Source organism: Pseudomonas sp. YNh (genome assembly GCF_037993085.1).
GTDB classification, from domain to species: Bacteria; Pseudomonadota; Gammaproteobacteria; order Pseudomonadales; family Pseudomonadaceae; genus Aquipseudomonas; species Aquipseudomonas putida.
The window spans coordinates 70,856-83,974 of the sequence record NZ_JBBMRJ010000011.1; the positions used below are offsets into that span (position 1 = coordinate 70,856).

The 13,119-nt window shown below is 63.7% G+C and carries 11 protein-coding genes and 1 pseudogene; 6 read left to right on the plus strand and 6 right to left on the minus strand.

All coding sequences use genetic code 11. The features are described from left to right. Positions 1-147 precede the first annotated feature (147 nt). Positions 148-1,650, plus strand: a complete 1,503-nt coding sequence (gene ppx / locus WF331_RS13755) for an exopolyphosphatase (protein ID WP_016502176.1) — start codon at positions 148-150, stop codon at positions 1,648-1,650. Here the strand turns inward: ppx and ppk1 are convergent. After that, entirely contained in the window at positions 1,637-3,892 is a 2,256-nt protein-coding gene (gene ppk1, locus WF331_RS13760; protein WP_340623000.1) for a polyphosphate kinase 1, read from the minus strand. The genes ppx and ppk1 overlap by 14 nt on opposite strands. Before the next feature lie 213 nt (positions 3,893-4,105). Between ppk1 and WF331_RS13765 the strand changes: the two genes are divergently transcribed. After that, the gene (locus WF331_RS13765; protein ID WP_340623001.1) at positions 4,106-4,750 is read left to right on the plus strand and encodes a DedA family protein; all 645 of its coding nucleotides are present in this window, start codon (positions 4,106-4,108) and stop codon (positions 4,748-4,750) included. A gap of 501 nt (positions 4,751-5,251) precedes the next feature. Here WF331_RS13765 and WF331_RS13770 read toward each other — a convergent pair. Further along, positions 5,252-5,878 (minus strand): annotated as a pseudogene (locus tag WF331_RS13770) (sterol desaturase family protein); the annotation flags it as partial. Positions 5,879-5,990: 112 nt separating this feature from the next. On the opposite strand from WF331_RS13770, the gene elbB reads away from it, so the two are divergent. Beyond that, entirely contained in the window at positions 5,991-6,650 is a 660-nt protein-coding gene (elbB, locus tag WF331_RS13775) for an isoprenoid biosynthesis glyoxalase ElbB (RefSeq protein WP_174370260.1), read from the plus strand. A 92-nt stretch (positions 6,651-6,742) separates the two neighbouring features. Here the strand turns inward: elbB and WF331_RS13780 are convergent, their stop codons facing one another. Beyond that, on the minus strand, positions 6,743-7,195 hold the full coding sequence (locus tag WF331_RS13780; protein WP_197897845.1) for a YaiI/YqxD family protein: 453 nt from the start codon (positions 7,193-7,195) through the stop codon (positions 6,743-6,745). 167 nt (positions 7,196-7,362) lie between these two features. On the opposite strand from WF331_RS13780, the gene WF331_RS13785 reads away from it, so the two are divergent. Continuing rightward, on the plus strand, positions 7,363-10,212 hold the full coding sequence (locus WF331_RS13785; protein WP_016502182.1) for a class I adenylate cyclase: 2,850 nt from the start codon (positions 7,363-7,365) through the stop codon (positions 10,210-10,212). 128 nt (positions 10,213-10,340) lie between these two features. Here the strand turns inward: WF331_RS13785 and rnk are convergent, their stop codons facing one another. The 3 genes from rnk to cyaY all read right to left on the minus strand — a co-directional run bounded on the left by rnk (position 10,341) and on the right by cyaY (position 11,456). Then, complete coding sequence (gene rnk, locus WF331_RS13790; protein WP_016502183.1) at positions 10,341-10,751, minus strand: nucleoside diphosphate kinase regulator; 411 nt, start codon at positions 10,749-10,751, stop codon at positions 10,341-10,343. A 146-nt stretch (positions 10,752-10,897) separates the two neighbouring features. Next, positions 10,898-11,122 (minus strand): DUF1289 domain-containing protein, encoded by a 225-nt coding sequence (locus WF331_RS13795; RefSeq protein WP_284359141.1) that lies wholly within the window; start codon positions 11,120-11,122, stop codon positions 10,898-10,900. Between the two features lies 1 nt (position 11,123). Continuing rightward, a complete protein-coding gene (gene cyaY, locus WF331_RS13800) occupies positions 11,124-11,456 on the minus strand; it encodes an iron donor protein CyaY (RefSeq protein WP_016502185.1) in 333 nt (110 codons plus the stop codon). 190 nt (positions 11,457-11,646) lie between these two features. On the opposite strand from cyaY, the gene lptM reads away from it, so the two are divergent. Continuing rightward, positions 11,647-11,859 carry an LPS translocon maturation chaperone LptM gene (gene lptM / locus WF331_RS13805; protein ID WP_016502186.1) on the plus strand — a complete coding sequence of 71 codons (213 nt, stop codon included), beginning with the start codon at positions 11,647-11,649 and terminating at the stop codon, positions 11,857-11,859. Between the two features lie 9 nt (positions 11,860-11,868). Continuing rightward, a complete protein-coding gene (gene lysA / locus WF331_RS13810) occupies positions 11,869-13,116 on the plus strand; it encodes a diaminopimelate decarboxylase (protein ID WP_016502187.1) in 1,248 nt (415 codons plus the stop codon). Positions 13,117-13,119: the final 3 nt, after the last annotated feature.

Consider the following 13,119-nt stretch of genomic DNA (forward strand, 5'->3'; position numbering starts at 1 on the left):
GCGAATCGAAACTGTCATACAGCCGTCATAGAATCGAATGGCACATTGCCTTGCATCAAGGCGAGCACATCGGCTGCGTGTCACGCGTTGGCGTCAGCCTGCTATCGTGGCACGATTGCCGGGTTAACGACCGAGAACAACCAGATCATGCCGCATACCATCGCGAAGAACCTGTCCCTGATCGCCGCCATCGACCTTGGCTCCAACAGTTTTCACATGGTCGTGGCCAAGGCCCACCATACCGAAATCCGCATTCTCGAGCGGCTCGGCGAGAAGGTTCAGCTTGCCGCCGGCATCGACGAAGAACGCAAACTCAGTGAAGAGGCAATGGAACGAGGCCTGGATTGCCTCAAGCGCTTTTCGCAGCTGATCAACGGCATGCCCGCAGGCTCCGTGCGTATCGTCGGTACCAACGCCTTGCGCGAAGCGCGCAACCGTAACGAATTCATCCAGCGCGCCGAAGCCATCCTCGGCCACCCGGTGGAGGTCATCTCCGGCCGTGAAGAGGCGCGCCTGATCTACCTGGGTGTGTCGCACACCCTGGCCGACACCCCCGGCAAGCGCCTGGTGGCGGACATCGGCGGCGGCAGTACCGAATTCATCATCGGCCAGCGCTTCGAGCCGCTGCTGCGCGAAAGCCTGCAGATGGGCTGCGTCAGCTTCACCCAGCGCTACTTCCGCGACGGCAAGATCACCCCGGCCCGCTACGCCCAGGCCTACACGGCCGCGCGCCTGGAGCTGATGAGCATCGAGCATGCCCTGCATCGCCTGACCTGGGACGAGGCCATCGGCTCGTCCGGCACCATCCGCGCCATCGGGGCCGCCATCAAGGCCGGTGGCCTGGGCAATGGTGAGGTCAACGCCGAGGGCCTGGCCTGGGTCAAGCGCAAGCTGTTCAAGCTGGGGGAAGTCGACAAGATCGACTTCGACGGCATCAAGCCGGACCGCCGCACGATCTTCCCGGCGGGTATGGCCATTCTCGAAGCGATTTTCGACGCGCTGGAACTGCAGCGCATGGACCACTGTGACGGCGCCCTGCGCGAAGGTGTGCTGTTCGACCTGCTCGGCCGCCACCACCATGAAGACGTGCGCGAACGCACCCTCAACTCGTTGATGGAGCGTTACCACGTGGACCAGGGCCAGGCTGCGCGCGTGGAACGCAAGGCGCTGCATGCCTTCGACCAAGTGGCCGATGCCTGGGGGCTGAAAGACGGAAATTGGCGCGATCTGCTGGGTTGGGCCGCGAAAGTGCACGAAGTAGGCCTCGATATCGCCCACTATCACTACCACAAGCACGGCGCCTACCTGATCGAGCACTCCGACCTTTCGGGCTTCTCCCGCGAGGACCAGCAGATGATGGCCTTGCTGGTACGCGGCCACCGCCGCAACATCCCCAAGGACAAGTTCGCCGAGCTGGGTGACGAAGGCATCAAGCTGCTGCGCCTGTGCGTGCTGCTGCGTTTCGCCATTCTGTTTCACCACATCCGTGGCAACCAGCAGATGCCGAAGGTGGTGCTCAAGGCTGGCGATGCAAGCCTGGATGTGGCCTTCCCTGAAGGCTGGCTGGAACAGAACCAGCTGACCCAGGCCGACTTCGCCAACGAGGCGGAGTGGCTGGCCCGGGTCGGCTTCGTCCTCAGCGTACGTTGAGGACCGGGTTGCTCAGGCGCTCCAGCAGGGTCGCCTGGGCACTGCGCGGGTTCTGGTTGCCGGTCGGGGTGATGCGCACGTAGCGCCCGTCTGGCTGCAAGGTCCAGGCGTGGGTGTTGTCGGTCAGGTAGCCTTCCAGCTCCTTCTTCACCCGCAGCAACAGCTTCTTGCCTTCCACCGGGAAGCAGGTCTCGACGCGCTTGTCGAGGTTGCGCTCCATCCAGTCGGCACTGGACAGGTAGATCTGCTCTTCGCCGCCATTGAGGAAGTAGAACACCCGCGTGTGCTCAAGGAAGCGGCCGATGATCGAGCGCACCTGGATATTGTGTGAAACCCCCGGAATGCCTGGGCGCAGGCAGCACATGCCACGCACCACCAGGTCGATCTTCACACCCGACTGGTTGGCCTTGTACAGTGCCTTGATGACCTTGGCGTCGGTCAGCGAGTTGAACTTGGCAATGATGTGCGCGGGCTTGCCTTCGAGGGCAAACTGGGTTTCGCGCGCAATCATGTCGAGCATGCCCTTCTTCAGGGTGAACGGCGCGTGCAGCAGCTTTTTCATGCGCAGCGTCTTGCCCATGCCGATGAGCTGGCTGAACAGCTTGCCGACGTCCTCGGTGAGGGCGTCGTCTGAGGTCAGCAAGCTGTAGTCGGTGTACAGGCGGGCATTGCCGGCGTGGTAGTTGCCGGTGCCCAGGTGCGCATAACGCACGATCTCGCCCTGCTCGCGACGCAGGATCAACATCATCTTGGCGTGGGTCTTGAAACCGACCACGCCGTAGATCACCACCGCACCGGCCGCTTGCAGGCGGCTGGCCATCTGCAGGTTGGACTCTTCGTCGAAGCGCGCGCGCAGTTCGATCACCGCGGTGACCTCTTTGCCGTTACGCGCAGCGTCCACCAGGGCATCGACAATTTCCGAGTTGGCCCCGGACCGGTACAGGGTCTGGCGCACGGCGAGCACGTGCGGGTCCTTGGCGGCCTGGCGCAGCAGGTCGACCACCGGGGTAAAGGACTCGAAGGGGTGCATCAGCAGTATGTCCTGCTTGCTGATCACGCTGAAAATGTTGTCGGCGTTCACCAGCAGCTTGGGGATCGCCGGGGTGAACGGCGTGTACTGAAGCTCAGGGTGGCTGTCCAGGCCGGTAATGCTGAACAGGCGGGTGAGGTTGACCGGGCCATTGACCTGGTACAGCTCGCTTTCGCTGAGGCTGAACTGCTTGAGCAGGTAGTCCGACAGGTGTTTCGGGCAGGTGTCGGCCACCTCCAGGCGCACGGCGTCGCCGTAACGGCGCGAGAACAGCTCGCCGCGCAGGGCGCGGGCCAGGTCGTCGACTTCTTCGGAGTCCAGCGCCAGGTCGGCGTTACGGGTCAGGCGGAACTGGTAGCAGCCCTTCACCTTCATGCCCTGGAACAGGTCGTCGGCGTGCGCGTGGATCATCGACGACAGGAACACGTAGTTGGCACCCGGGCCGCCCACCTCTTCAGGCACGCGGATAACCCGGGGCAGCAGGCGCGGGGCCGGGATGATCGCCAGGCCCGAGTCGCGACCGAAGGCATCGACCCCCTCCAGCTCGACGATGAAGTTGAGGCTCTTGTTCACCAGCAGCGGGAACGGGTGGGTCGGATCGAGGCCGATCGGGGTGATGATCGGGGCAATTTCGTCGCGGAAATAGCGGCGCACCCAGGTCTTGAGCTTGGGCGTCCAGTAACGGCGGCGAATGAAGCGGATCTGGTGCTTTTCCAGCTCCGGCAGCAGCACGTCGTTGAGGATCGCGTACTGGCGCTCTACCTCGATATGCACCAGCTCGCTGATACGCGCCAGCGCCTGGTGCGGCTGCAGGCCGTCGGCACCGGCCTGTTCACGGGCGAAGTTGATCTGCTTCTTCAGGCCGGCGACGCGGATCTCGAAGAACTCGTCGAGGTTGCTGGAGAAGATCAACAGGAACTTGAGGCGTTCGAGCAGTGGGTAGTTCTCGTCCAGGGCCTGTTCCAGGACGCGGATGTTGAACTGCAGCTGCGAGAGTTCGCGATGAATGTACAGGCTGCTGTCGTCCAGGCCGGGGACGGTTATTGCCGGGGCCGGCGCGGGCGCGGGCGCCGCGGCCACAGGCTCGGCGACCTGCTCCTCTACAGGCTCCGGCTCGGGCGCCGGCGGCAGGTCTGGCGGGGTCTGCACCAACTCTTCCGGGAGCTCCTGGGCTTCCTTGATCGCGACAGGGGTGAGCACTTCATTATTCATCTGGCGTTCCTGAGGACGTTAACGCCCTATCATCAATTGAGCGGCAAGATAAGCGCCCATTATGACGCCTGTGTTACACACCAGGGCAAGCCATGGCGCGTGGCCTCTGGCATTGTCTGTGTAGGAATTGTTCACGTCGAGACACATTTGGACACTTTCACGAATGCGCGCGAAGGGGTAGGCTGCGCGTTCATTTCGCCAGCACCTCAGAAAATGCTTCAACAATTCCTGCAGGATTTCGGCTACTTTGCCCTTTTTCTAGGCACCTTCTTCGAAGGCGAGACCATCCTGGTGCTTGCGGGTTTCCTTGCATTCCGTGGGTACATGGACATCAAGCTGGTGTGCCTGGTGGCGTTCCTCGGCAGCTATGCCGGCGACCAGCTGTGGTACTTCATGGGCCGCCGTCACGGGCGCAGGATCCTGGCGCGCAAACCACGCTGGCAAGCAATGGGTGACCGGGCGCTGGACCACATCCGCCGCCACCCCGACATCTGGGTGCTGAGCTTCCGCTTCGTCTATGGCCTGCGTACGGTCATGCCGGTGGCCATTGGCCTGTCGGGCTACCCACCGCGCCGCTACCTGCTGCTCAATGGCTTTGGCGCGGCCATCTGGGCAATAGCCCTGGGCGCGGCTGCGTACCACTTTGGCGCCATCCTCGAAGGCCTGCTGGGCAACGTGAAGCGTTACGAGCTATGGGTACTTGGTGGCCTGGTGGGGCTGGGCGTTTTGTTGTGGCTGCGCCGGCGTTTCCGCGCCTTGCGCGCGGAGCGCAAGGCGGCGGACCAGGCCCAGGCCCCACAGGCTGAGAAGGCTATAGACCACGAGCAGGAACCAGGCCAGCGGCGCGACCACCGCTAGGCCCATTGCGCCGGCCAGGTACAGCGCCGGCGCATTCACCACAAGCCGCGCCAGTTCCAGGCGCGCAGCCCAGGGCCGGTTCTCCAGCAACCCGCCCAGCACGAACAGACCAAACGCCATCAGCGACCAGCCGAGCACCAGCGCGGCGGCCGGCACGCGTTCGGCTACGTCCATCAGGTAGCTGCCCAAGGCCACATACACCACGAACTGCGCCGCCACGTAAGCTTGCTGCGGGCGGCCCAGGGCAACCTCGAACTTGCGAAACTGCGCCAGGTCCTGCTTGGCCTGTGGGTAACGTGCGGCCACATCGGCCGGGCGCCAACCGGTGGGCATGAACCAGATGCGCAACTTGTCCCGCAGGCTGGCAGTGTGCCGGGCGTCATGCCAGAGCTGGGCATAGAACTGCAGGTTGGCCCACAGCGGGTTCCAGCTGGCCAGCGGCGTGGTTACCCCGAACACCACAGGCTCGGCCGGGTCCTCCTCTTTGAAGGTGCCGAACAGACGGTCCCAGAGAATGAACACACCGCCGTAGTTGCGATCCAAGTAAACAGGGTTTTGCGCATGGTGGACGCGATGGTTGGATGGCGTAATCAACACCCACTCAAGCCAGCCAAGCTTGGGAATGTGCCGGGTATGCACCCAGAACTGGTACAGCAGGTTGAGCGATGCCACGGTGATGAACACCAGTGGCGGCACGCCCAGCAGTGCCAGCGGCAGGTAGAAGATCCACGAGAAGATGAACCCGCTACTGGTCTGGCGCAACGCGGTGGTGAGGTTGTATTCCTCGCTCTGGTGATGCACCGAATGCGCGGCCCACAGCACGTTGCGTTCATGGCCCAGTCGGTGCAGCCAGTAGTAGCAGAAGTCGTACAGGACAAAGGCCAGCAGCCATACCCACCAGGCTTCGGGCGGCAGGCGCAAAAGTGCCAGGTGCTCGAACGCCAGGGCATAGGTCACCAGCCCTGCGCCTTTGGTCAGCAACCCGGTGCTGGTCGACAGCACGCCGGTACTCAGGCTGTTGATCGAATCGGCCAAGGTAAAGTTGCGCTGGCCACGCACACGGTCGGCCACCAGCTCCACGGCGATGAGCACGAAGAAGAACGGCACGGCCAGCAATATCAGGTCCATGGGTACGGCCTCAGGCGGTATCCATCAAGATTAGGCCGCGCCTGCGGCAACCCCTATGGCGACATCTGCCAAACTAGAGGACATTTAGCGCCTCGACACTGGAGTAATGAGCATGACAAAAAAAGTAGCGGTGATTCTTTCCGGCTGTGGCGTGTATGACGGCGCCGAAATCCACGAAAGCGTGATCACCCTGCTGCGCCTCGACCAGCGCGGTGCGCAGGTGCAGTGCTTCGCGCCGAACATTGCGCAGATGCATGTCATCAACCATCTGACCGGCGAGGAAATGCCCGAGTCGCGCAATGTGCTGGTGGAGTCGGCGCGCATTGCCCGTGGCGAGGTCAAGGACATCCGCGAAGCCAAGGCCGAGGAATTCGATGCGCTGATCGTGCCGGGGGGGTTCGGGGCGGCGAAAAACCTGTCCAACTTCGCCGTGGAAGGCGCCAACTGCAGCGTCAACCCGGACGTGCTGGAGCTGGCCGAAGCCTTTGCCGACGCCTGCAAGCCGGTTGGCCTGATCTGCATCTCGCCGGCACTGGCCGCAAAGATCTACGGGCCGGGCGTGGTCTGCACCATCGGTAGCGACGCCGGTACTGCGGCGGCTGTCGAGAAGATGGGCGGCACCCATGAGGAGTGCGATGTACACGACATTGTCGAAGACACCCAGCGCAAGCTGGTAACTACCCCGGCTTACATGGAAGCCAAGTCGATCAGCGAAGCGGCGGGCGGGATCTACAAGCTGGTGGACCGGGTGCTGGAACTCACACACGAGTAAGCCCCAGGCATGCGCGGCCCTGCGGGGCTGCCTGCTTCGCGGGTAAAACCACTCCCACAGGTCAGCGAAAGAGCCGACGCCCCGAACTGTATTCAGGTTTTGGAAAGCCGGGCAATGATCCGGTCCAGCGCATTGGCAAACGCCTGCTTTTCACGTTCACCATAAGCCGCCTGCCCTCCCCCCACCTGGCCCTGCTCACGCAGCTCGGTGAACAGGTTGCGCGCCGCCAGGCGGTCACCCATGTTGCGCTCGTCGAATTCGCGCCCGCGCGGGTCCAGCACGCTCACACCCTTTTTCACCAGGCGGTCAGCCAGCGGCACATCACTGCAGATCACCAACTCGCCCGGCACAGCGTGTTCGACCAGATAGTCGTCGGCTGCGTCCATGCCGCTGGGTACCACGATCAGGCGCACGATCGCGAACGCTGGTTTGGCCACGGCCTGGCCCGCCACCATCACCACTTCGAACTTGCGCTTGAGGGCGAACTTGACGATCAGATCCTTGGCCGCCTTGGGGCAGGCGTCGGCATCGATCCATACACGCATCGGAATTTCTCTACATGAAATCAGTGCGCCCATCATGCCTGAAGCGCAGCCAAAGCTGGAGCAGGCGCGCGCTGGAAAAATGGCGCCAAAAATCCCAATTAGCGCTTATCCGGCCCCACCACTCAGGCTACACTCGCCACAGCTTTACTGGCCTGCCCGAGCGCACAATGAACCACCCTCACGAAATCCGCCCTGACCTGGACGAAGGCATCGATCGCAAGGTCCTGGCGACATTGCGTGCGCGTTTCCTGCAGCTGAACCAGGGGAGGCTGCAACGGGCAATGGAAGGCCTGTCGACACGCCAGCAACAGGTACTGACGCTACTGCCGCTGCTGTTTCACGTGAACCATCCGCTGTTGCCGGGCTACGTCTCGGGTAGCACACCGGCTGGCGTGTCGGGCTACGAGCCAGGTGCCGAGCTGGTGGTCGAGGCCCAGCGCCTGGCCCGCTCGTTCACCTACAAGGCCCGCCATGGCAACCCGCCACGCCCGATCCACGGCCTCTACCTGATGGGCAGCCTGGGCTCACTGGCCCAGGCCGAGCACAGCGACATGGACCTGTGGGTGTGCCATGCGCCCGGCTTGCCCGAGCACTTGCTGGGAGAACTGCGCCGCAAGTGCCAATTGCTGGAGGATTGGGCGGCAAGCCTGGGCGCCGAGGCGCATTTCTTCCTGATCGACACGCAAGGCTTTGCCCAGGGCCAACGCGACGGCCAACTGGGCTCCGACGACTGCGGTACCACCCAGCACTACCTGCTACTGGACGAGTTCTACCGCACCACCCTCTGGCTGGCAGGGCGCACACCCCTGTGGTGGCTGGTACCCGTCTACCAGGAGCACAATTACCGCGCCTACACGCAGACCCTGCTGACCAAGCGTTTCATCCGCAGCCAGGATGCCCTCGACCTCGGCAACCTGGCGCACATCCCGCCCGGCGAGTTCGTCGGTGCCGGCCTGTGGCAACTGTTCAAGGGCATTGATTCGCCCTACAAATCGCTGCTCAAGCTGTTGCTGACCGAGACCTACGCCAGTGAACACCCGGCCGTCCGCTGCCTGAGCCTGGATTACAAGCAGGCGGTGTTCGCCAACCAGCTCGACCTCGACGAGCTGGACCCGTATGTGATGGTGTACCGACGCATCGAACGTTACCTGCTGCAACGTGGCGAGCCCGCACGCCTGGAACTGGTAAGGCGCAGCCTGTACCTGAAGGTGAACAAGAAGCTCAGCGACCAGGGCCGCGCCAATGGCTGGCAGCGCCGGCTGTTGCAGCGCCTGGCAGACGAGTGGGGCTGGGACGAGCGTCAGCTGGCCCTGCTTGATAGCCGCAGCCAATGGAAAGTGCAGCAAGTCGCTGTCGAGCGCCGCGAACTGGTGGCCGAGCTGAACCATAGCTACCGCTTCCTCAGCCAGTTTGCCAGCACCCAGAACGCCAGCAGCCGCGCCGACCAGCGCGACCTCAATGTGCTGGGCCGGCGCCTGTATGCGGCCTTCGAGCGCCGCGCCGGCAAGGTCGAGGTGATCAACCCCGGCATCGCCCCGGACCTGGCCGAAGGCACCCTGACCCTGGTCCAGGCGCCCAACCGCAAGGAGCCCGGCAGCTACCACTGGGAGCTGTACAGCGGCAACCTGAGTACCCACGAGGTGGAGCACTTCAGCCCGATCAAACGCTGCCGCGAGCTGCTTGAACTGCTGGCCTGGGCCCACCGCAACGGCGTGATCGACAGCAGCACGCGCCTGGCGCTGCACCCGGGCGTCAGCGACCTCAGCGAGTTCGAGCTGTTCAACCTGATGGGTTGCCTGCAGCAAAGCATTCCCCTGCCCTTGCCGATCGTCAGCGAAGTGCGCCTGCTGCAGCCCAGCGTTGCCGACGAGGTGCTGTTGCTGGTCAATGTCGCCATCGACCCGCTGCGCCATCACCGCGACCTGAACATCCTGATGACCACCGAGCGTACCGATTCGTTGAGCTACGCAGGCGTGCGCGAAAACCTGGTGCTGACCCTGGACCAGGTCACCCTGAACAGCTGGAACGAAGTGCTGGTCCAGCGCTACGACGGTGAGCACGCGCTGGTGCGCTGCCTGCGGGACTTCCTCAACAGCCCGGTGCTGCGCGGCCACCGGCCACGGGTACGGGTGCGCTGTTTTTGCCAGAGCCGCGCGCAGGCCATCGGCCAGCGCGTGGAGGAAATTTTCGACACGGTGCAGCTGCTGCTGGACCAAGGCTTAAACCACCGCTACCTGCTACAGGTGGCCCAACACACCCATGTGCTGGAGCTGTTGGCCGGGCATGTCGGCCTGGCCACCCTGGCCGAGCACGAAGCCCTGCTGGCCCACCTGGGCGAGGAGCGTAGCGCCTACAGCCCGCTGTACCTGGATAGCAACGCACTGCTGGACCACGACTTGCGCCTGGTGCTGGAACAGGGCCGGCCGGGTTGCATCCAGGTCTTCTACCGCCTGCAGGGTGGCTGGGCCGAGTTGTATGTGCTGGATGAATACAATGCCCTGTGGCAGCAGCGCCTTCCCCTGCATGACGAAGCCCACCTGCTGCTGCCACTGCAACGCTTCCTGCGATCAGTGGTGATGCGCCGTGATGCCCGGCTGCCGCTGGATACCCAGCGCGCTGCCTCGCTGGACATCCACTACGCGCAACTGTTGCCTTCCGGCGCTGGCAAGGCGCGCAGCATCGAGGCGCGCCAGGCTCCGGTCGAAGGCAGCGGCCAGCCTTACTATGAGGTGCAGGCCATCATCCAGGCCGGAATGGCGGGTGCGGCACATGTGACGCTGTACTGCGACCAGCAAGAGTTTTCCGAGCTGGAGCATGGTGGCCAGCTGTATGCAGTGGTGGCCAGGCAGATCATCGGGCAACGGCGCGGTGCCGGACAATACCGGTGCTACATCACCGACCTGGATTTGTCCGAGCTGCTGGATGACCGGCTGGGCGCGACGCAGGTGTACCTGAGCTACAAGCGGGTGCTGGAGCAGGCGTTGAATGAGGGGTTGGAGCAGGTGCTAAGTGAATGATCAGGGGCTGCTTTGCAGCCCATCGCCGGCAAGCCAGCTCCCACAGGTACGGCGCCGGCCTCGGGCCTTGTGCAACCCTTGTGGGAGCTGGCTTGCCGGCGATGGGCCGCGCAGCGGCCCCCTTGCCCTTACAGGTCGTAATCGCCCGCCGCTTCGGGCTGGTACTCCACTTCCAGCAGCTTCAGCTTGAGGGTCTTGCCACCCGGTGCCGGCCAGTCGATCTGCTCGCCCACCGACAGCCCCAGCAAAGCGCAGCCGATCGGTGCCAGGACCGAGACATTGCCTTCCGGCCCTGCGTCCTTCGGATAGACCAACGTCAGGTGGTAGTCCTTGCCGCTGGCTTCCTCACGGCAGTGCACGCGCGAGTTCATGGTCACCACGCCCGCTGGCACGTCCTCGTGACCGACCACCTGCTCGGCGCGGTCCAGCTCGTCCTGCAGGGCGAGCACACCCGGCGTACTCTCGTCGAGGCTGTCGATAAGACGCTCCAGACGCTGTACGTCCAATCGGGTGAGGATGAGGGAAGGCTTGGTGCTCATGATCCAGTCAGACTCCTTTGAACAGGCGATTTTCGTCGGGCAGATAAAGCAAAACCCCGCCCAAGGGCGGGGTTTGTGAATGCTTTGGCGTCACCGACGCAGAACTCGACACTACCACAGCCGGGCAAATACTCAAGCCCCTGCTCTCAGTGTGCCTTAGCCTGGTCGCGCAGAAGCTGGGCCTCGCGGCAGATTTGTCGACGCCGTTCGTCATCGGCGGAACGCCATTCACGAATGTGCTCCACATGCCGCTGGCAGCCGGTGCACACCCGCTGTTCGTCCAGCCGGCAAACGCTGATGCACGGCGATGGCACGGCGGGGCTGACGTTGCTGTAGAGCGGCTTGGGTGGCCGGGCCTGGGCGCTGCTCATGTCAGATCTCGTCGAAGTCCAGCTTCTCGCCGGCCCGCTCCCAGACGATGCGCTCGAGCATTTCGCCCAGCAGCTCTTCGCTCTTCTCGCACACCCACTTGCCGCTTTCTTCGTCGTAGTCGAAGTGGAAGCCACCGGAACGGTCGGCCAGCCACAGCTGGCGCAGCGGTTCCTGGCGGCTGAAGATCAGCTGGGCGCCACCTTCGAACTTGACGGTGAGGACCCCGGCGGAGTTCTCCATGTCCAGGTCCATGCCGCTCTCGTCGAACAGGTCTTCCAGGGCCTGTTGGGTCGCGTCGACCAGATCATGGAAACGCGCTTCACTCAAACTCATTGCAGGAACCTCGAAATTGGCTGCGTTACAGGCAAGCCGGGCAAGATACGGGCGCTTGGCGCCGAATGCAAAGATTAGCCATTGAAGGCGGTAAGAATAGCCCGCCCGGCGGACCGGCCCTTGCATAGGCAAGCCGCCGGTCGCTCGGTATACTCGGGCGCAATACTGCATTTTTCTAAGGATTTCACCCATGAAGCGCCTGATTTCCTCCTTCGCGGCGCTGGTCGCTGTTGCCTGCCTCGTTTCGGCCTGCGGCCAGAAAGGCCCGCTGTATCTGCCTGAAGACGGCGATAACGGCAAAGCGCACAAGTCGCACCAGCACCAGCCAAAAGCCAAGCCCGCCCCGGCGCCAGCGCAGCAGCCCGAGCTGCAGTCCGAGCCCGAGCAGTCGCCTGCGCAGTAAGGAAACCAGATGAACGCTTTCAACTACCGCGACGGCCAGCTGTTCGCGGAAGGGGTGGCCCTGTCGGCCGTCGCCGAACGTTTCGGCACCCCCACCTACGTGTATTCGCGCGCCCACATCGAGGCCCAGTACCGTAGCTACACCGACGCCCTGCAAGGCGCGGAGCACCTGGTGTGCTTCGCGGTCAAGGCCAACTCCAACCTCGGCGTGCTGAACGTGCTGGCACGCCTGGGCGCAGGCTTCGACATTGTCTCCGGCGGTGAGCTGGAGCGCGTGCTGGCTGCTGGCGGGCGCGCCGACCGCGTGGTGTTCTCCGGCGTCGGCAAAACCCGCGAAGACATGCGCCGCGCCCTGGAAGTGGGCGTGCACTGCTTCAACGTCGAATCCACCGACGAGCTGGAGCGCCTGCAAGTCGTGGCCGCCGAAATGGGCAAGGTTGCCCCGGTGTCGCTGCGGGTAAACCCGGATGTAGACGCCGGCACCCACCCGTACATCTCCACGGGCCTTAAAGAAAACAAGTTCGGTATCGCCATCGCCGACGCCGAGGCTATCTACGTGCGTGCCGCGCAGCTTCCGAACCTGGAAGTGGTCGGCGTCGACTGCCACATCGGCTCGCAGCTGACCACCGTGGAGCCGTTCCTCGATGCCCTCGACCGCCTGCTGGACCTGGTCGATCGCCTCGCCGACTGCGGCATCCACCTGCGCCACCTGGACCTGGGTGGCGGCGTTGGCGTGCGCTACCGCGACGAAGAGCCACCGCTGGTGGCCGACTACATCAAGGCTATTCGCGAACGCGTAGGCAAGCGCGACCTGGCCCTGGTGTTCGAGCCGGGCCGCTACATCGTGGCCAACGCCGGCGTGTTGCTGACCCGCGTGGAATACCTCAAGCACACAGAACACAAAGACTTCGCCATCATCGATGCGGCAATGAACGACCTGATTCGCCCGGCCCTTTACCAGGCCTGGATGGGTGTCAGCGCGGTCATCCCACGCGAAGGCGAAGGCCGTGCCTACGACCTGGTCGGCCCGATCTGCGAGACCGGCGACTTCCTCGGCAAGGACCGTGTGCTGAACCTGGCCGAAGGTGACCTGCTGGCCGTGCAGTCCGCGGGCGCCTATGGTTTTGTCATGAGCTCCAACTACAACACCCGTGGCCGTTGCGCTGAAATCCTGGTCGACGGCGACCAGGCGTTCGAAGTACGCCGCCGCGAGACCATCGCCGAACTGTACGCTGGCGAAAGCCTGCTGCCGGAGTAAGCC

What these genes read in the sequence shown, in the direction of transcription:
- ppx (WP_016502176.1), top strand. Translation starts at nt 148, where the DNA reads ATGCCGCATACCATCGCGAAGAACCTGTCCCTGATCGCCGCCATCGAC.
- cyaY (WP_016502185.1), bottom strand. Translation starts at nt 11,456, where the DNA reads ATGAGTTTGAGTGAAGCGCGTTTCCATGATCTGGTCGACGCGACCCAA.
- WF331_RS13785 (WP_016502182.1), top strand. Translation starts at nt 7,363, where the DNA reads ATGAACCACCCTCACGAAATCCGCCCTGACCTGGACGAAGGCATCGAT.
- elbB (WP_174370260.1), top strand. Translation starts at nt 5,991, where the DNA reads ATGACAAAAAAAGTAGCGGTGATTCTTTCCGGCTGTGGCGTGTATGAC.
- WF331_RS13795 (WP_284359141.1), bottom strand. Translation starts at nt 11,122, where the DNA reads ATGAGCAGCGCCCAGGCCCGGCCACCCAAGCCGCTCTACAGCAACGTC.
- lysA (WP_016502187.1), top strand. Translation starts at nt 11,869, where the DNA reads ATGAACGCTTTCAACTACCGCGACGGCCAGCTGTTCGCGGAAGGGGTG.
- WF331_RS13780 (WP_197897845.1), bottom strand. Translation starts at nt 7,195, where the DNA reads ATGCGTGTATGGATCGATGCCGACGCCTGCCCCAAGGCGGCCAAGGAT.
- WF331_RS13765 (WP_340623001.1), top strand. Translation starts at nt 4,106, where the DNA reads ATGCTTCAACAATTCCTGCAGGATTTCGGCTACTTTGCCCTTTTTCTA.
- lptM (WP_016502186.1), top strand. Translation starts at nt 11,647, where the DNA reads ATGAAGCGCCTGATTTCCTCCTTCGCGGCGCTGGTCGCTGTTGCCTGC.
- ppk1 (WP_340623000.1), bottom strand. Translation starts at nt 3,892, where the DNA reads ATGAATAATGAAGTGCTCACCCCTGTCGCGATCAAGGAAGCCCAGGAG.
- rnk (WP_016502183.1), bottom strand. Translation starts at nt 10,751, where the DNA reads ATGAGCACCAAGCCTTCCCTCATCCTCACCCGATTGGACGTACAGCGT.